Annotated in this window: 15 protein-coding genes; 12 read left to right on the top strand and 3 right to left on the bottom strand. The window is 68.2% G+C overall.

Annotated features, from left to right (window positions below):
* Positions 1-3: 3 nt before the first annotated feature.
* The 7 genes from argB (at position 4) to J2X01_RS04190 (ending at position 9,925) form a co-directional block, all read left to right on the top strand.
* Entirely contained in the window at positions 4-960 is a 957-nt protein-coding gene (argB, locus tag J2X01_RS04160; protein ID WP_310050851.1) for an acetylglutamate kinase, read from the top strand.
* Complete coding sequence (locus J2X01_RS04165) at positions 957-2,267, top strand: acetylornithine transaminase (RefSeq protein ID WP_310050853.1); 1,311 nt, start codon at positions 957-959, stop codon at positions 2,265-2,267. Before argB ends, J2X01_RS04165 begins: the two co-directional genes overlap by 4 nt.
* Positions 2,268-2,287: 20 nt before the next feature.
* Entirely contained in the window at positions 2,288-3,265 is a 978-nt protein-coding gene (argF, locus tag J2X01_RS04170; RefSeq protein ID WP_310050855.1) for an ornithine carbamoyltransferase, read from the top strand.
* Positions 3,265-3,798 carry an arginine repressor gene (locus J2X01_RS04175; protein WP_310050858.1) on the top strand — a complete coding sequence of 178 codons (534 nt, stop codon included), beginning with the start codon at positions 3,265-3,267 and terminating at the stop codon, positions 3,796-3,798. Before argF ends, J2X01_RS04175 begins: the two co-directional genes overlap by 1 nt.
* A 102-nt stretch (positions 3,799-3,900) precedes the next feature.
* Positions 3,901-5,106 (top strand): argininosuccinate synthase, encoded by a 1,206-nt coding sequence (locus J2X01_RS04180; protein WP_091557836.1) that lies wholly within the window; start codon positions 3,901-3,903, stop codon positions 5,104-5,106.
* A gap of 5 nt (positions 5,107-5,111) precedes the next feature.
* On the top strand, positions 5,112-6,548 hold the full coding sequence (gene argH, locus J2X01_RS04185; protein ID WP_310050862.1) for an argininosuccinate lyase: 1,437 nt from the start codon (positions 5,112-5,114) through the stop codon (positions 6,546-6,548).
* A gap of 200 nt (positions 6,549-6,748) precedes the next feature.
* Complete coding sequence (locus J2X01_RS04190) at positions 6,749-9,925, top strand: bifunctional cytochrome P450/NADPH--P450 reductase (RefSeq protein ID WP_310050865.1); 3,177 nt, start codon at positions 6,749-6,751, stop codon at positions 9,923-9,925.
* A gap of 32 nt (positions 9,926-9,957) precedes the next feature.
* Here the strand turns inward: J2X01_RS04190 and J2X01_RS04195 are convergent, their stop codons facing one another.
* Complete coding sequence (locus tag J2X01_RS04195) at positions 9,958-10,470, bottom strand: methylated-DNA--[protein]-cysteine S-methyltransferase (protein WP_310050868.1); 513 nt, start codon at positions 10,468-10,470, stop codon at positions 9,958-9,960.
* Positions 10,467-12,008, bottom strand: coding sequence for an AlkA N-terminal domain-containing protein (locus tag J2X01_RS04200; RefSeq protein ID WP_310050870.1), 1,542 nt, complete (start codon positions 12,006-12,008; stop codon positions 10,467-10,469). The genes J2X01_RS04195 and J2X01_RS04200 overlap by 4 nt, the downstream gene beginning before the upstream one ends.
* 110 nt (positions 12,009-12,118) lie before the next feature.
* Between J2X01_RS04200 and J2X01_RS04205 the strand changes: the two genes are divergently transcribed.
* From J2X01_RS04205 to tyrS, 5 genes are all read left to right on the top strand, one after another.
* Positions 12,119-12,802, top strand: a complete 684-nt coding sequence (locus J2X01_RS04205) for a DNA-3-methyladenine glycosylase (protein WP_310050872.1) — start codon at positions 12,119-12,121, stop codon at positions 12,800-12,802.
* 49 nt (positions 12,803-12,851) lie between these two features.
* Positions 12,852-13,481 (top strand): hypothetical protein, encoded by a 630-nt coding sequence (locus J2X01_RS04210; protein WP_310050874.1) that lies wholly within the window; start codon positions 12,852-12,854, stop codon positions 13,479-13,481.
* Positions 13,468-14,010, top strand: a complete 543-nt coding sequence (locus J2X01_RS04215) for an adenine phosphoribosyltransferase (RefSeq protein ID WP_310050957.1) — start codon at positions 13,468-13,470, stop codon at positions 14,008-14,010. Before J2X01_RS04210 ends, J2X01_RS04215 begins: the two co-directional genes overlap by 14 nt.
* Positions 14,011-14,170: 160 nt before the next feature.
* Positions 14,171-16,399, top strand: a complete 2,229-nt coding sequence (locus J2X01_RS04220; protein WP_310050876.1) for a HelD family protein — start codon at positions 14,171-14,173, stop codon at positions 16,397-16,399.
* A gap of 94 nt (positions 16,400-16,493) precedes the next feature.
* Positions 16,494-17,807 (top strand): tyrosine--tRNA ligase, encoded by a 1,314-nt coding sequence (gene tyrS / locus J2X01_RS04225; RefSeq protein WP_310050878.1) that lies wholly within the window; start codon positions 16,494-16,496, stop codon positions 17,805-17,807.
* A gap of 178 nt (positions 17,808-17,985) precedes the next feature.
* On the opposite strand, the gene J2X01_RS04230 is transcribed toward tyrS, so the two are convergent.
* Positions 17,986-18,241: hypothetical protein (locus J2X01_RS04230; protein ID WP_310050879.1), on the bottom strand; the 256-nt coding region annotated here is incomplete at its 5' end.

Consider the following 18,241-nt stretch of genomic DNA (forward strand, 5'->3'; position numbering starts at 1 on the left):
AACATGAACACCCAGACCCGCGAGACCACCTCCATGGCCGATGCCCAGAGCAAGGCGGGCACCCTGATCGAGGCACTGCCCTGGATCCAGCGCTTCGCCGGCACCACCATGGTGATCAAGTACGGCGGCAACGCCATGGTCAATGACGAGCTCCGCCGTGCCTTCGCCGAGGACGTTGTCTTCCTGCACCACGTGGGCATCCACCCCGTCGTGGTGCACGGCGGCGGCCCGCAGATCAATGCGATGCTCAGCCGGCTCGGCATCGAATCCGAGTTCAAGGGCGGACTGCGGGTAACCACACCCGAGGCCATGGACGTGGTCCGGATGGTCCTGACCGGCCAGGTCGGCCGCGAGCTCGTCGGCCTGATCAACTCGCACGGCCCGTACGCCGTCGGGATGTCCGGCGAGGACGGCGGCCTGCTCCGCGCGGTCCGCACCGGCACCGTCGTGGACGGCGAGGAGGTGGACCTCGGCCTGGTCGGCGAAGTGATCGGCGTGAACCCGGAGGGAATCCTGGATATCGTCGCGGCCGGGCGGATCCCGGTGATCTCCACCGTGGCGCCGGAGATCTTCGAGGACGGCAGCGGTGACCCGGGATCACGGCAGGCACAGACGACCGGCCAGGTGCTGAACGTCAACGCTGACACCGCCGCCGCGGCCTTGGCCGAAGCCTTGGGCGCCTCGAAACTGGTCATCCTCACCGACGTCGAGGGGCTCTTCGCCAACTGGCCGGACCGCTCCTCGCTGATTTCCTCGCTGACCGCATCGGAACTGCGCGAGCTGCTGCCGCGCCTGGAGTCCGGCATGATCCCGAAAATGGAAGCCTGCCTGAAGGCAGTCGAGGGCGGCGTCGAACGCGCGCACATCGTGGACGGCAGGCTGCCGCACTCGATGCTGCTGGAAACCTTCACGACGGCGGGCATCGGCACGCAGGTCGTCCCGGACGAGGAAAACAAATGAACCCGATCGAAACACCGTCCACGGATCTAGAGCACTCCGCAGTGGGGGAGCTCGTGCACGGCCACGCCTCCGGCGCGCAGTGGCTGTCCCGCTACTCCTCCTCCCTGCTGGGCGTCTTCGGCACCCCGCAGCGGGTCCTCGTCCGCGGCGCCGGCTGCCTCGTGTGGGACGCCGACGGCAAGGAGTACCTGGACCTGCTCGGCGGTATCGCCGTCAACGCCCTCGGCCACGCCCACCCCTTCGTGACCTCGGTGATCTCCAGCCAGCTCGCCACCCTGGGGCACGTCTCCAACTTCTTCACGAGCCCCACGCAGATCGCGCTGGCCGAGAAACTGCTGGAAATCACCAGGGCGCCGGCCGGTTCAAAGGTGTTCTTCGCCAACTCCGGCACCGAAGCGGTCGAGGCCGCGTTCAAGCTGGCGCGGCGGAATAACGGGACAAGCCCGGACGGTGCCGCGGGTAGTACCGGTAGGGAAAACACAGCGAAGCCCCGGACCAGGATCATCGCACTCGAAGGTGCCTTCCACGGCCGCACCATGGGCGCCCTTGCCCTCACTGCCAAGGAGGCCTACCGGGCTCCCTTCGCCCCGCTGCCCGGCGGCGTCGAACATGTCCCCTTTGGCGACATTGACGCACTGCGCTCCGCTGTGGACGAGACGGTCGCCGCCGTCTTCCTCGAACCGATCCAGGGCGAGGCCGGCGTCCTCCCGCTGCCCGACGGCTACCTGAAGGCCGCGCGGGAGGCCACCAGCGCCGCCGGCGCCCTGCTGATCCTGGACGAGGTACAGACCGGGATTGGCCGCACCGGCAAATGGCTGGCGAGCGAGGACGCCGGGATCGTGCCGGACGCCGTGACACTCGCCAAGGGCCTCGGCGGCGGTTTCCCGATCGGCGCGCTGGTCACGTTCGGCCCGGACACTTCCGCCCTGCTGACGGCCGGCCAGCACGGGACTACGTTCGGCGGAAACCCGGTGGCCACAGCCGCCGCGCTGGCCACCCTGCACGTCCTCGAAAACCAGCGGATCCTGGACCACGTCCGGACGGTGGGGGAGCACCTGCGGAGCGGTCTCGCAACGATCAACGGCATCACCGCGGTCCGCGGCGAAGGGCTCCTGATTGGCTTCGATCTCGACGCCGACATAGCACCGGCCGTCGTGACCGCCGGTCTCGAGGCGGGCTTCATCGTCAACAGCCCCGGCCCGCACACGATCCGCCTTGCGCCGCCGCTGATCCTCAGCACCGAACAGGCGGACCGCTTCCTCGCGGCGCTGCCCGCACTCCTCCAGACCGCAAAGGATGCCCAGTGACCGCGACTGAAATTTCTACCGTGACTTCGACCAGCCAGGCCCGCCACTTCCTCAAGGACACCGACCTCACCCCGGCCGAGCAGGCCGAGGTCCTGGACCTCGCCGTCCGGATGAAGGCCGCTCCCTACAGCGTGCAGCCCTTCGCCGCGGACGGCAGCGGACGCAAGACCGTCGCGGTGATCTTCGACAAGACCTCCACGCGGACGCGGGTTTCCTTCGCCACCGGCGTCGCGGACATGGGCGGCAACGCGCTCATCATCAACCCCGGCGAGGCCCAGATCGGCCACAAGGAATCCGTCGAGGACACCGCCAAAGTCCTGGAGCGGATGGTGTCCACCATCGTTTGGCGCACCGGGGCCCACTCCGGGCTCGTCGCCATGGCCAACAACTCGCGCGTGCCGGTCATCAACGCCCTGTGCGACGACTACCACCCCTGCCAGCTTCTCGCCGACCTGCTCACCATCAAGGAACACAAGGGCGACCTCAAGGGCCTCACCCTGAGCTACCTCGGCGACTCCGCCAACAACATGGCCAACTCCTACCTGCTGGCCGGCGTCACCGCCGGCATGCACGTCCGCATCGCCGGCCCCGAGGGCTACCTGCCGGCTCCGGAGATCATCGCGGCAGCCGAAGACCGCGCGGCGGAGACCGGCGGCTCGGTGCTCGTCACGGTGGACCCGGCCGAGGCGCTGCTGGGAGCCGACGTCGTCGCCACCGACACCTGGGTGTCCATGGGGCAGGAGGACGAGAAGGAAGCCCGGCTCCAGCTGTTCCGGGACTACTCCGTCACTGAAGCCGCGATGAAGCTCGCGGCGCCGGACGCCGTCGTGCTCCACTGCCTGCCCGCCTACCGAGGCTACGAGATCGCCGCGGCCGTGATCGACGGGCCGCAGTCCGTCGTCTGGGACGAGGCGGAAAACCGGCTGCACGCCCAAAAGGCCCTGATGGCCTGGCTGATGCACCGCTCGGGCCTTGCCGTGGTTCAAGGACTCGGATAGTGTCCGTCCAGCCCGCGTCCCCGGGGGCCAGCCCGGCGACCAAGACGGCCCGGCAGGCGCGGATCACCGCGATCCTGACCGGTGAATCCGTCCGCTCGCAGGCGGAACTTGCGGCGCTTCTCGCGGACGACGGCGTCCAGGTCACCCAGGCCACGCTGTCCCGGGATCTCGTGGAGCTCGGCGCCGTCCGGGTCCGCGGCAAGGAAGGCGTCCTCGTCTACGCCGTGCCGGGGGAGGGCGGGGAACGCGCGGCCAGAAGCGGCGTCACGCAGGAGATCCTCGATGCGCGGCTGGCCCGGCTCTGCGGGGACCTGCTGGTCACCGCCGAAGCGTCCGCGAACATCGTGGTGCTCCGGACGCCGCCGGGCGCGGCCAACTTCCTGGCCCTGGCCATCGACCACTCGGTGATGCCCTCGATCCTGGGCACCATCGCCGGGGACGACACCGTGCTGCTGGTCACCCGGGATCCGCTGGGCGGCGCAGACGTGGCCGCCCGCTTCCTGCAGCTCGCCGAGGAAGCCGGCGCCGGCTGACAGCCGGACTTTTTAAGATTGGGCCTGCCACAAGGATGTGACAGGCTTTCAGTAGACAAGCTTGACCCCGATATTTTCCCCAACAACTAAGGAGCATTTGAAGTGACTGAGCGTATTGTGCTGGCCTACTCCGGTGGCCTGGATACTTCCGTAGCCATCGGCTGGATCGGTGAAGCAACCGGCGCCGAGGTCATCGCCGTGGCGGTCGACGTCGGACAGGGCGGCGAGTCGCTCGAGACGATCCGGCAGCGCGCCCTGGGCTGCGGCGCCGTCGAGGCCTACGTGGCCGACGCGAGCGACGAGTTCGCCAACGAGTACTGCGTGCCCACGCTGAAGGCGAACGCCCTCTACCAGGGCCACTACCCGCTGGTCTCCGCGATCTCCCGCCCGGTGATCGTCAAGCACCTCGTCAAGGCCGCCCGCGAATTCGGCGCCACCACCGTCGCCCACGGCTGCACCGGCAAGGGCAACGACCAGGTCCGCTTCGAAGTCGGCATCCAGACCCTCGGGCCGGACCTGAAGTGCATCGCCCCGGTCCGCGACCTCGCCCTGACCCGCGACAAGGCCATCGCCTTCGCCGAGGAAAAGGGACTGCCGATCGAGACGACCAAGAAGAACCCGTACTCGATCGACCAGAACGTCTGGGGCCGCGCCGTCGAAACCGGCTACCTCGAGGACATCTGGAACGCCCCCACCAAGGACATTTACGACTACACCGCCACGCCGGAATTCCCGCCGGCACCGGATGAGGTCACCATTTCCTTCGAGGCCGGCGTTCCGGTCGCGATCGACGGCGTCAAGGTCACCCCGCTGCAGGCCATCAAGGAACTCAACCGCCGCGCCGGCGCCCAGGGCGTCGGCCGGATCGACGTCGTCGAGGACCGCCTCGTTGGCATCAAGTCCCGCGAAATCTACGAGGCACCGGGCGCGATGGCGCTCATTACCGCGCACAAGCACCTCGAGGACATCACAATCGAACGCGAGCAGGCCCGCTTCAAGGCCACCGTCGGCCAGCGCTGGGCCGAGCTGGTCTACGACGGCCAGTGGTTCTCCCCGCTCAAGCGCTCCCTCGACGCCTTTATCGAGGACACCCAGCGCTACGTCACCGGCGACATCCGCATGGTGCTGCACGGCGGCCAGGCGATCGTCAACGGACGCCGCTCGGAGACCTCGCTCTACGACTTCGACCTCGCCACCTACGACACCGGTGACACGTTCGACCAGTCGATGGCGCGCGGCTTCATCGAGCTTTGGGGTATGTCCGCCAAGGTTGCCTCCGGCCGCGACATCCGCGTTGCCGGAAAGTAGCCTCTGTGGCTGAGTCGGAAACCACCAAGTCCGAGGCGACAAATACGGGTGCGCTGTGGGGCGGCCGGTTCGCCGGCGGCCCCGCGGACGCCCTTGCCGCGCTGAGCAAGTCCACGCACTTTGACTGGCGGCTGGCCCGCTACGACATTGCCGGGTCCAAGGCGCACGCCCGCGTGCTGCACAAGGCCGGGCTGCTGGACGACGCCGAACTCGAGGGCATGCTGGCCGCCCTGGCCCGGCTGGATGAGGACGTTGCCTCCGGCGCCTACCTGCCGGCGGAGTCCGATGAGGACGTGCACGGTTCGCTGGAGCGCGGCCTGATTGAGCGCGCCGGCACCCAGCTCGGCGGCAAGCTCCGCGCCGGCCGGTCCCGCAACGACCAGGTCGCCACGCTGGGCCGGATGTTCCTGCGCGACCACGCCCGGATCATCGCCCGCGGCGTGCTCGCCACAATCGACGCGCTCGTGGAGCAGGCCAGGGCCCACCAGGGGGTGGCCATGCCCGGCCGCACCCACCTGCAGCACGCCCAGCCGGTCCTGCTCAGCCACCACCTGCTGGCCCACGCCTGGGCGCTGCTGCGCGATGTGCAGCGGTTCCAGGACTGGGACAAGCGCGCGGGAGTGTCGCCGTACGGCTCGGGTGCCCTCGCCGGCTCCTCGCTGGGACTGGACCCGGAGGCCGTGGCCGCGGACCTGGGTTTCTTCTCCGCCACGCACAACTCGATCGACGGCACCGCTTCCCGGGACGTCTTCGCCGAGTTTGCGTGGATCACGGCCATGATTGGCGTGGACCTGTCCCGGGTTTCCGAGGAAGTCATCCTTTGGGCCACCAAGGAGTTCTCCTTCGTGACCCTGCACGATTCCTACTCCACCGGCTCCTCGATCATGCCGCAGAAGAAGAACCCGGACGTGGCGGAACTTGCACGCGGCAAGGCCGGTCGGCTGATCGGCAACCTGACCGGGCTGCTGGCCACCCTGAAGGGCCTGCCGCTCGCGTACAACCGCGACCTGCAGGAGGATAAGGAGCCCGTCTTCGACGCCGCCGACACGCTGGAGGTCCTGCTTCCGGCGGTCTCCGGCATGATCGCGACGTTGACGTTTAACACCGAGCGGATGGCAGCGCTGGCTCCGCAGGGCTTCGCGCTGGCGACGGATATCGCCGAATGGCTGGTCCGGCAGGGGGTTCCGTTCCGCGAGGCGCATGAACTCTCCGGCGCCGCCGTCAAGCAGGCCGAAAGCCGCGGCGTCGAACTCTGGGACCTGACGGACGAGGAATACGCCGCCATCTCCGAGCACCTGACGCCGGAGGTCCGCACGGTCCTGTCCACCGAGGGATCGCTGAACAGCCGGAACTCCCAAGGCGGCACGGCACCCGCCGCCGTCGAACGCCAGCTGCTGGCCCTCGACGCCGAGCTTGCCGGCGTGCGCGAGTACGGCGGCTAGCCAGACGCCGGCCCGGCCAGGGGCCCCGCCCGCAGGGTTCCCTGGCCGAGGTTCACGTCCGCCGGAACATCCGGGACGCGATCGGACCTATAGTGCCCGGGATCCGGCCGGAGTATCGTGGATCCGGGCAGGGCGGTCTCGTCCGGTCCGGCAGCAATCAGTGCTCACGAGCGTCAACCGGCGACCGCTTAGGAGGGCCCGTGCCTTCACCCAGCGTCCCGATACCCCAGCCGCCGCCGCGGCCGGTTGTCGGCAACCTGCCCGATATCGACTCCAGCAAGGGAGTCCTGGGGCTGGCGGAGGTGGCCGAGCAGTACGGCCCCATTGTCCGCATCCAGTTCTTCAACCGCAGCATCGTCGCCGTCTCCTCCCAGGAGCTCGTCAATGAGGTGTGCGACGAATCCCGCTTTGGCAAGGTGATCGGCGTCGCCCTCCGGGAGGTACGGCAATTCGCCGGCGACGGTCTGTTCACCGCAGAAACGCAGGAGCCCAACTGGCAAAAGGCGCACCGGATCCTGATGCCGGCGTTTGGTCCGGCGGCACTGAAGCGGATGTTCGCGGGCATGGACGACATCGTCGAGCAGCTGCTGCTCAAGTGGGAAAGGCTCGGCCCCACGGCCCGGATCAACGTTCCGGACAACACCACGCGCCTGACGCTGGACACGATTGCCCTGTGCTCATTCAAATACCGGTTCAACAGTCTCTACCGGGAGGAGATGCATCCGTTCGTCGGGGCCATGGTCCGCGCCCTGGTCGAATCCGGGGACCGGGCCCGCAGGCTGCCGGTGCAGAACAAGATCATGCTGCGCCGGCGGCACCAGCTCGAGGAAGACAATGCCCTGATGTTCGAGGTCGCCGAGCAGATAATCAGCGACCGGCGGCGCAATCCCAGCCCGGCGGGCAGCGAGGACATTCTGGACACCATGCTCAACGCGGCAGACCCGGTGACCGGCGGGCGGCTATCCGACGAAAACATCCGCTATCAGATGGTCACCTTCCTCATCGCCGGGCATGAGACCACCAGCGGCCTGCTGTCCTTCACCCTGTATGAACTGCTGCGCCATCCAGGTGTCCTGGCCAAGGCGCGGGCCCAAGTGGACGAGGTGCTCGGCACCGAGAGCGCCCGGTTCGAGCACCTGCCACGGCTGGGGTACCTCGACCAGATCCTCAAAGAAACCCTTCGGCTCTGGCCCACTGCCCCCGCGTTCAACGTCGCTCCGTTCCAGGACACGACCCTCGGCGGCCGCTACGAAGTCGCCTCGGGCCAGCCCATCATGGTCCTGCTCCCGCGGCTGCATCGGGACAAGGCGGCGTGGGGCGAGGATGCCGAGCTCTTCGATCCGGACCGGTTCTCCCCGGAGCGGGCCGCCGAAATCCCCGCCAATGCCTGGAAGCCCTTCGGCAACGGGCAGCGTTCCTGCATCGGCCGGGGATTTGCCCTACAGGAGGCCATGCTGTTCCTGGCCAAGCTCCTGCAGCGCTTCGATATCACGGCGGCGGACCCCGGCTATGAACTGCACATCAAGCACACCCTGACGATGAAGCCCGAAGGGCTAGTTATTCATGTGCGACGGCGGGACGTTGCCATCGATGCCGGCCCGCGGGCCGCCGTCGAACAGGCCCGGCAGGCGGAAGCGACGGCGGTCGCCGCGGCCAACGGCGTCCCGATCCGGGTGCTCTACGGCTCCAACGCGGGCACGTCCAAGGACTTCGCCCAGCGCATTGCCAACGACGCCGGACGGCGCGGCTACACGCCCACGATCGGCCCGCTCGACGGGGCGGTCGGCGGACTGCCAACGGAGGGGCTCGTGACCATCGTGACCTCCTCCTACGAGGGACAGCCGCCGGACAACGCCCGGCAGTTCGTGGCATGGACCGAAGGCCTGCAGCCGGGTGCCCTCGCCGGAGTGCGGTACACGGTCTTCGGCAACGGCAACAAGGACTGGGCGCGAACTTACCAGGAGGTGCCGAAGGCCGTCGACGCCCGGCTGGAGGCGGCCGGCGCCGCACGGATCTATCCCCGGGGCGAAGCCAACGCCCGCGGGGACTTCTTTGGCGACTTCGACGAGTGGTACTCGGGCTTCTGGCCCGGGGTAGACGCCGCCCTTGGACAGGACACGAGCTCGCCGGCCGCGCAGCCCCAGCTGGAACTGCAGTTCGTGGGCAACGTCCGGGACCCGCTGTTGCGCCAGAACGGGCTGGCCCTCGGCACCGTCGTCGCGAACCGGGAACTGGTCGATCTGGCCAAGCCCGGCGCCCGGTCCAAACGGCATGTCGAGATCGCCCTGCCCGAAGGAATGAGCTACCGGACAGGCGATTATCTGGCCGTACTGCCGCTGAACCCCAGCACGCTCGTGCAGCGGGCCCTGGCGCGTTTCAACCTCGATTACGACTCGCACGTCCAGTTGAGCATGGAGCGGGGCGACACTTTCCTGCCCACCGGTGCGCCGGTGGCCGTGGGAGAACTGCTGAGCAGCTACGTCGAACTCGCGGTCCCCGCCACCCGCACCCAGCTCGAGGAGCTGGCCGATGTCGCGGCGGACCCTGCGCACCGCACGGAACTTGATGCCCTGGCGCAGGACCGCGGGCGCCATTCGGCCGAGATTCTCGACAGGCGGATCTCCATCCTGGATCTACTGGAGATGTATCCGTCCTGCCAGTTGTCATTCACGTCGTTCCTGCAACTGCTGACGCAGCTGACCCCGCGGCGGTATTCCATCTCTTCGTCCCCGCTCTGGAGCCCCGACCACGCTACCCTGACCTTCGCTGTCATTCAGGCTCCGGCGTGGTCCGGCCGCGGCGTCTTCGAAGGCGCCTCGTCGACGTACCTCGCCGAGGCAAGGCCCGGGTCAAGGGTCGCAGTCACTGTTCGTCCCTCGAATGCGGCCTTCCACCCGCCACCGTCCCTGGCGGTCCCGCTCATCATGGTCTGTGCAGGGACCGGGCTGGCACCCTTCCGCGGGTTCGTCCAGGACCGGGCACTGCGGGCCGAGGCCGAGGATACGACGCCGGCGCCTGCCCTGTTGTTCTTCGGCTGCCGGGCCCCGGACACCGACTTCCTCTACCGCGCGGAACTTGCGTCGTGGGCGGACCAAGCCAACCTGGACCTCCGGCCGGTCTTTTCCGCCGCCCCCGAAGACGGCCTGAAGTACGTCCAGGATCGCCTCTGGGCAGACCGGGCCGACGTCGTCGCGCTGGTCAAACAGGGCGCCACGTTCTACGTCTGCGGCGACGGCAAGCACATGGCGCCGCAGGTCCGCGACACCTGCGCACGCATCTACCGGGAGGCGACCGGCGCCTCGGCGACGGACGCCAACGCGTGGATGGATGAAGTGGAACGCACCCACGGCCGGTACGTGGCCGACATCTTCACGTGAACAGGCCAGCTGACAGCAGGCGCCGTTCCGCCCTACTTCAGGGCCGGCGCCAGTTCGTGTTCCCGTTCCAGCAGGCTTTCCTTGATGGCGAGCCCCCAGCGGAAGCCGCCCAGGGTGCCGTCAGTGCGGATCACGCGGTGGCACGGGACAAACAGGGCGGCGGCGTTGAAGGCGCAGGCACTGGCCGCAGCACGGACCGCCTTCGGGTTCCCGGACAGCGCCGCGTACTCCGTGTACGTCACCGGGCTCCCCGGCGCCACCGTCCGCAGCATGTCCCAGGCATGGCTGCGGAAGGGGCCGGATTTCTGCAGCACCGGCACCTCCGTGGCCGGGGCCGGATTTCCGGCGTAGAACTCCGCTACGGCTGCCGAGATGGATCCGAGATCCCGGACGGGCTCGTATTCTGCGGGCAGCAGCTCCGCATGGATCTGCCCGGTCAGCTCGCCGGGGAGGGCGGTCCAGCCGGAGGCCAGCACCGCGCCGTCCCGGGCAATGATGGTGAACGGGCCGTCCGGGGTGGACATGGTCAACAGCTGGGCTTTCATGTCTTCGCTTTCTTCGGAGCCCGCGTTGGGGCTAATGATGGTTTGCGGGCCGCGGACTGGGCAGCCGCTGCCGCGCGCCAAAGGTGCATGGTGGCGTAGGAGCGCCAGGGGCTGAGCTCACGGAAGTCAGGACTCAGGTCGGTTCCAGGGTGCGCTGCGGCGCCGGCGGGGGCCGCAGCGAGTGAGCGGATGCCGTTCCGCACGGCCGCGTCGTTGGCCAGGAAGACATCCGGGGCACCGATCACGCGCATCGCGACGTATCCCACCGTCCACGGCCCGACGCCGGCGAGCGGCAACAGTTTCGACTCCAGCCCCGGCAGGTCGTCGCCATAGCCGAAATCGAGGGCGCCGGACGCCATCGCGGCGGCAGCACCGCGGACCGCGTCGATGCGTCGCTGCGGGCCGCGGAGCAGTCCGAAACCGGTCTCCGCGATCTGCGCCGCCGTGGGGAACAGCCGGTCCAGCCCGTCCGCCGGCACCAGGCTCCCGCTCCCGGCCGCGGACAATTGGCTCAGGGCCGTCCGGGCCGCGGCGACCGTGATCTGCTGGCCAATCATCGCCCGGATCAGCAGCTCGTGCGGATCCACCGCCCCCGGCATCCTGATGCCCGGCGTGGCAGCGACGCTGGCGGACAGCCGAGGATCGGACCCCAGCGCACCGTCAATGGCGACCGGATCAGCGTCGAGATCCAGCAGCCGGCGGACCCTGCTCAGCAGCGAGGGCAGATCCCGCAGGTCGACGGCACCGATGCTCAGCACCAGCGGCCGGCCCGAAGCTTCGGCGTCGTAGTTCACACGGAACCGTGCATCGCCGTGGGCGAGCCGCAGCGTCCTGGCATAGGACGTGGCCGATCCCTCCTCGATGCCCGGGACGGCACGGACCGCGAGGAAACCAAACACCCCCGGATCGAACGGCTCCCGGTACGGCAGGCCGAGGGTCAGCGCCGTCGACGACACCGCGGTCGAAGCCGGCGACCGATGGTGCCGGGCGGTGGCCCGCAGCGCCGAGGGGGTCATCGCGAAGACCTCGCCGATGGTCTCGTTGAACTGGCGCACGCTGCTGAAACCTGCGGCGAAGGCAATGTCGGCCACCTTCATCGACGTGGAGACGAGCAGGGTGCGGGCCGTCTGGGCGCGGCCGGCCCGCGCCAGCGACAGCGGACCGGCGCCGAGTTCATGGCTCAGGATCCGGTTGAGCTGGCGCGAGGAATAGCCCAGCCGGGCAGCGAGCCCCTCCACACCGTCGCGGTTGATCACACCGTCGTTGATAAGCCGCATCGCCCGGCCGGCGATGTCGGAGCGCAGGTTCCAGGCCGGAGTACCGGGGACGGCCTCCGGCAGGCAGCGTTTGCAGGCCCGGTAACCCGCCTCGTGCGCGGCGGCGGACGTCTCATAGAAGGTGACATTCCCCGCTTTCGGGGTCCGGGCCGGGCAGGAAGGCCGGCAGTAGATGCCGGTGGTGCGGACAGCGGTGTAGAACTGCCCGTCGAACCGGGTGTCCCGGGCGTCGATTGCCCGGTAGCGCTGCCAGAAGTCCATGAGTTCATCCTGCCAGCTTCCCCGGGCCGCTGCTAGCGGAAATCGGACACGGCCGTAGCGGGCGGGGGCGGGGGCGGTCCTTTGGAAGACTTCTTTGTTAAAGTCGGAGCATGGGCTTAATACCTCCGGTCGCTGTGCCTGCCGCCCGGCTTCCGGCCGGTGGGGTGCCTGGCCCTGGACTCCGGGAGCTGTTGTCCGCCGATGCCCGGCAGGTGGCGCCGCAGCTGCTCGGGGCGGTGCTGACGCATGAGGGGCGCGACGGCCTCGTGTCCGTGCGGATCACCGAGCTGGAGGCGTACCTGGGCCCGCATGACTCGCTGCACCCGGATCCCGGCTCGCACACGTTCCGCGGCGCCACCGCTCGCAACGCGCCGATGTTCGGCCCGGCCGGCCATCTGTACGTCTACTTCACCTACGGCATGCACCATTGCGCCAACATCGTGTGCGGCCCGGACGGCACCGCCTCGGCGGTGCTGCTGCGGGCCGGCGAGATTGTGGCCGGGGAGGAGCTGGCACGCCGCCGCCGGCCGACGTCGAAATCGCCCAAGGACCTGGCGAGCGGCCCGGCCCGGCTCGCCACCGCGCTCGGCATCACGACAGCGGACAGCGGCCGGGACGCCCTCGGGAGCCCGTTCCGGCTGGAGCTCCCCGCCGAACCGGCCCTGGACATCAGCTCGGGGCCCCGCGTCGGTGTCTCCGGCGCCGGCGGCACGCACGACTACCCTTGGCGCTTCTGGCTGAGCGGTGACCCGACCGTGTCCCGCTACAAGGCGGCGAAGGCGCGCCCGGCCTAGCGGCCGGACGTCGTCGTTCCGCGGTGCAGCGGGGATGGGAGGGAACCTCATGGGTGAGGGGAAACGCGGAAAGCCACGCAGCGAGCTGGAACGGCTCGAGATCTTTGAGCGGCTGGCCGCCGACTATTTCCGAATGGTCGAGCTGTTCACCGCTGACGGCGGACCCGTGCCGGCAGGCTCCGTGGACGGTGAACGCCGGCATTGGTTGGAGCTCTTCCGGGCCGCCCTGCTGCGCAAGTTCATCGTCCGGGATGAACACGTGTCGCTCAAGCTCGTGGTGCGGGCCCTCCGCGCCTGCAATCATGCGGCTGACCGCCGGCTCGCCGAAGGGGCGGATGAAATTGCGGGTCTGTTTACCGCCGAAATGGTTCAGGGCCGGCAGCACGGGGACCCGGGACCAGCCGCGGCTGACGGGCGGGAAATCTTCGAGGACGTGCTCTACGGACGGCTCCTGCACGGCGACGCCGACCGGTTCCACCGTTCCGAATGGGCGAAGGACCACGACCGTGTGAGTGCAGTGGCGGCCACCAGGTTCGAGGCGGAGCACGCGCTCCGCAAGGCGCTCGACGTCGTCCGGTTCGGGTTCGCGAACGACCTGCTGCGGTCTCCGGCCGCACCGATACCAGTAGGGTTGACGGGTGAATCAACGAGAGCAGCACCAGACGATGACCCGGAATGAGACCGCCGCACCGGTGGACGAGCTAATCAGCGGCCTCTGCGCCACCATCCCCGACTACCCGAAGCCCGGCATCGTCTTCAAGGACCTGACCCCCGTATTCGCCGACGGCGCCGCACTCAAGGCTGTGGTGGACGCCTTGGTGGAGCCGTTCCGGGGCCAGTTCGACGCCGTCGCCGGCGTGGAGGTCCGCGGTTTCCTGCTGGCAGCCGCTGCGGCCTACGCCACCGGCACCGGCGTCATCACGGTTCGCAAGGCCGGCAAACTGCCGCGTGAAGTGGTCTCGGAGGACTACGCCCTCGAGTACGGCAACGCCACCCTGGAACTCCACACCACGGATCTTCCTCCCGGCAGCCGTGTCCTCATTCTCGACGACGTCCTCGCCACGGGCGGCACACTCGGCGCCGCCGTGCGGCTGTTCGAGCGCTGCGGCGTCGAGGTGACCGGCGTGGGTGTGGTCCTGGAACTCGGCGAACTCGACGGCCGGTCGGCCCTGAAGGGCCACCGGGTCAGCTCCCTGCTGCGCCTGTAACCCGCCCCGGCGCCGGCCGGCGCGCGAACGACGGCCCGGGGGAGGGTGGACGATTCCGCGCGCCTCGGTAGACTGCCAGCAAAAAACTGACATGTGCCGATGGGCAGACCCAAATGGTTGTAGAATGGTTGGTCTGTCTTTTTCGATAGGGGAACGCTCGATGCACGACGCTGATTTGGCCCATGAACGCGATTATGTGGCCGGACTGTACGCCCGGCTGGATGAGCTGCGGACGGAAAAGCGCGCCCAGCTGGCGCAGGTACGGCGCGCCGGTGCGGTGGGCACCATGCAGAACGTCTCCGAGCGGGACGCCTTCGCGGCCCTGTACGAAGACCGGCTGGCACAGCTCGACGCCGTCGACGACCGGCTCGTGTTCGGCCGCCTCGACCTCGACTCCGGGGACGCCCAGTACATCGGCCGCATCGGCCTGACCACCGACGACCTCCAGCGCCTCATGCTGGACTGGCGCGCGCCCGAAGCCGGCCACTTCTACCAGGCCACGGCGTTCGACCGGCAGGGTGTGCGCCGCCGCCGCCACCTGATCCTGCAGGGCCGCGAGGTGAAGGCGATCGAGGATGACGTGCTCGACGCCGACCTGCTCGCCGACGGCGACTCCCTCCAGGGCGAGGGTGCCCTGCTGGCGGCCTTGAATTCCAAGCGGACCGGACGGATGTCGGACATCGTCGGCACCATCCAGTCCGAGCAGGACCGGATCATCCGCTCCTCGATCTCGGGTGCCCTCGTGGTCCAGGGCGGTCCGGGCACCGGCAAGACTGCCGTCGCGCTGCACCGCGCCGCCTACCTGCTCTACACCCACCGCGACCGGCTCAAGACCGCCGGCGTCCTGCTGGTGGGACCGTCGTCGTCGTTCATGAAGTACATCGAGCGCGTGCTGCCGTCCCTCGGCGAAACCGGCGTTGTGATGGCGAGCGTGGGCCGCCTGATGCCCGGCATTCACGCCGTCGCGGAGCCCGAATCCGACGTCGCGGCCATCAAGGGCCGGCTGGACATGGCCGAAGTCGTGGCGAACGCGGTGGCCAACCGGCAGCGCATTCCGGCGGAAAACCGCGTCCTCGAAGTCGACGGGCGCAAACTGCTGCTCACCCCCCGCCAGGTCCGCCGCGCCAGGGACCGGGCCCGTTCCAGCGGGAAGCCGCACAACGAGGCCCGGGTCTCGTTCGTGAAGATCCTCCTGCGCGAACTGACCGAGCAGATGACCGAACTCGTGGAAGCCGGCAGCATCGGCAACAACGCCGACCGCTCCTATCTGGCCGAGGACGTCCGGTCCGCCCGGGACGTCCGCATCGCCCTGAACCTGTGCTGGATGCCGATGACACCGGAGAAGCTCATCGGTGAACTCCTCAGCCGGCCGGCGATCCTGGAAGCGTGTACCCCGGGGCACACGCCGGCCGAGCGCGCACTGCTGCTCCGGCCCGCCGACGCCCCGTGGACCGAAGCGGACGTGCCGCTGCTCGACGAGGCCGCCGAACTCCTCGGCGAACTCGACGCGGCCGCCGGCCGCGGCCTGGCCCAGCAGGAGCATGACCGGGCGCGCGATCTTGCCAATGCCAAGCAGACGCTGGTCAACATGGAAACTGCAGGTGTGGACGTCCTGGTCTCCGCTGAGGAACTGGTGGACCAGAACCAGGAACGCGAATCCCGGCTGACCGCCGCCGAGCGGGCGACTACCGACCGGAACTGGGCGTTCGGGCACATCGTGGTGGACGAAGCCCAGGAGCTGTCGCCGATGCAGTGGCGGCTGCTGGTCCGCCGCTGCCCGCTGAAGTCCTTCACCATCGTGGGCGACATTGCCCAGACAAGTTCCGTGGCCGGCGCCAATTCCTGGCAGGGTGCCCTGGCGCCCATGTTCGGCGACCGCTGGCAGCTCGAAGAACTCACCGTCAACTACCGCACGCCCTCGCAGATCGCGGAAGCCGCGGCCCGGATGGCCAACGCGGCGGGCCTGGTTGTCTCCGCGCCGAAGGCCGTCCGTGAGGGCCGCTGGGCGCCCGTGATAGACCGCGTCGAGCAGGGCCAGATCATCAACAAGCTCGTGGAAGTTCTGCCCGAGGAACTCGGCGCGCTGGAGGGCGGTCTGCTGGCCGTCATCGCCGACGGCGGGCTCCTCCCGGAGGCGACCGCAGCGCTGCGCGCTGTCTACGGCCGCCGCGTCGGCACGGATGCCGGCAGCTACGTGCAGGACATCGTGGTGATCAGCCCCCGCGAGGCCAAGGGCCTGGAGTTCGACGGCGTCGTGGTGCTGGAGCCGTCCGCGATGCTGAACCATGAACACGGGCGGGTCGGCGATCTGTATGTGGCCATGACCCGTCCCACCCAGCGGCTGAGGCTCATCGCTGCCGCCGGAATCCCGGCGGGCATCGAGGAGTAGGCGGTCCGGCTGCCGGGCGGCAGTGGTTGTCCGGCTGCCGCGTGCACGGCGTCAACTGCGATGCGGGTCCCTTGATCCTGCTAACTTAGATTCCGTGTCCCAGCTAAATATTCTCGATGCCCAGCAGAACGACCCCAGCTTTGCCAATATCTGGCAGGAGCTGAAATGGCGCGGCCTTGTCCACGTCTCCACGGATGAGGCGGAGCTCGAAAAGCTCCTCGCCGGCGGCCCCGTGACGTATTACTGCGGCTTCGATCCGACGGCGCCGAGCCTGCACCTGGGCAACCTGGTCCAGCTGCTGCTTATGCGCCGGATCCAGCTGGCCGGCCACAAGCCCCTCGGCCTCGTCGGAGGCTCCACGGGCCTGATCGGTGATCCCCGTCCGACGGCGGAACGCACCCTCAACACCAAGGACACTGTGTCCGAATGGGTCGGCTACCTGCAGGCCCAGGTCCGTCGCTTCCTGAGCTTCGAGGGCGACAACGCCGCCCGGATGGTCAACAACCTGGACTGGACGGCGCCGCTGAGCGCCATCGACTTCCTGCGCGACATCGGCAAGCACTACCGGGTCGGCACCATGCTCCGCAAGGACGCCGTCGCCTCCCGCCTCAGTTCCGACGAAGGCATCAGCTACACGGAGTTCAGCTACCAGATCCTGCAGGGCATGGACTACCTGCAGCTCTTCCGCGACCACGGTTGCATGCTGCAGACCGGCGGCTCGGATCAGTGGGGCAACCTCACCAGTGGCACCGAGCTCATCCGCAAGGTCGAGGGCAAGCACGTCCACGCCCTGGGAACGCCGCTCATCACCAACTCTGACGGCACCAAGTTCGGCAAGAGCGAGGGCAACGCGATCTGGTTGGATCCGGCCATGTGCAGCCCGTACGCCTTCTACCAGTTCTGGCTCAACACGGCGGACGCCGACGTCACGGACCGCCTCAAGGTGTTCACCTTCCTGAGCCGGGCCGAGATCGAGGCACTGGAGCTCGCGGTCGCCGAGCGCCCCTTCGCTCGCGAAGGCCAGCGGAAACTGGCCTACGAGGTAACCTCGCTCGTCCATGGCGTGGACGCCACGGAGAAGGTCATCGCGGCGTCGGCCGCGGTCTTCGGCAACGGCGATCTCTCCGTGCTGGATGAAGCGACCCTGAAGGCGGCGACCTCTGAGCTGCCGTCCGCCACGGTAGACGCTGGCGCACTGGGCATCATCGAGCTGCTGGTCGCCTCCGGCCTGTCGGAGAGCAAGTCCGCCGCCCGCCGCACGGTGGGGGAGGGTGGAGCCTATGTCAACAACACCAAGGTGGCCGATCCGGACGCTGTTATCGAACCGGCCCGGCTACTGCACGGACGTTACCTGCTGTTGCGCCGGGGCAAGAAGAACCTGGCAACCGTGGAAGTCGCCGCGCCGTAGCCCCAGCACCGAGTCATCCGCACGCTCCTTCCCGGTCCACTTGCAAGATCGGGGAGGAGCGTGTATTATTTTTTGAGTCGCCACCGATGAGTGGCGGCCGACCCCAACAAAAAAACGAGAAGCAATTCTCCTGCTGCTGTCGGCTCTCCGGAGCGCGGTGCGGATATGAAAATTTGCTTCACTTTTTTGCTGGGTTCATTTGTTCCACGGAATGAAATTTGGATGAAAATCCGGATTTGCAAAGTGGATAAGGATGAAATAAGCTTGAAATATCGCAGCGAAGAAAAGCCGAAACAAAAGAATTCAATTGTTTTGAATTGTTTTTGTGAGTACTTCGAATGTGTCTGTTGTTTGAGAACTCAATAGTGTGCCAAGTTTGTTGATACCAATTTATTGTAATGGATTGGTTGAATTGACTGGATTGCGCCACCCCG

It is taken from the genome of Arthrobacter ginsengisoli (assembly GCF_031456935.1).
In the GTDB taxonomy this organism is placed as follows: domain Bacteria; phylum Actinomycetota; class Actinomycetes; order Actinomycetales; family Micrococcaceae; genus Arthrobacter; species Arthrobacter ginsengisoli.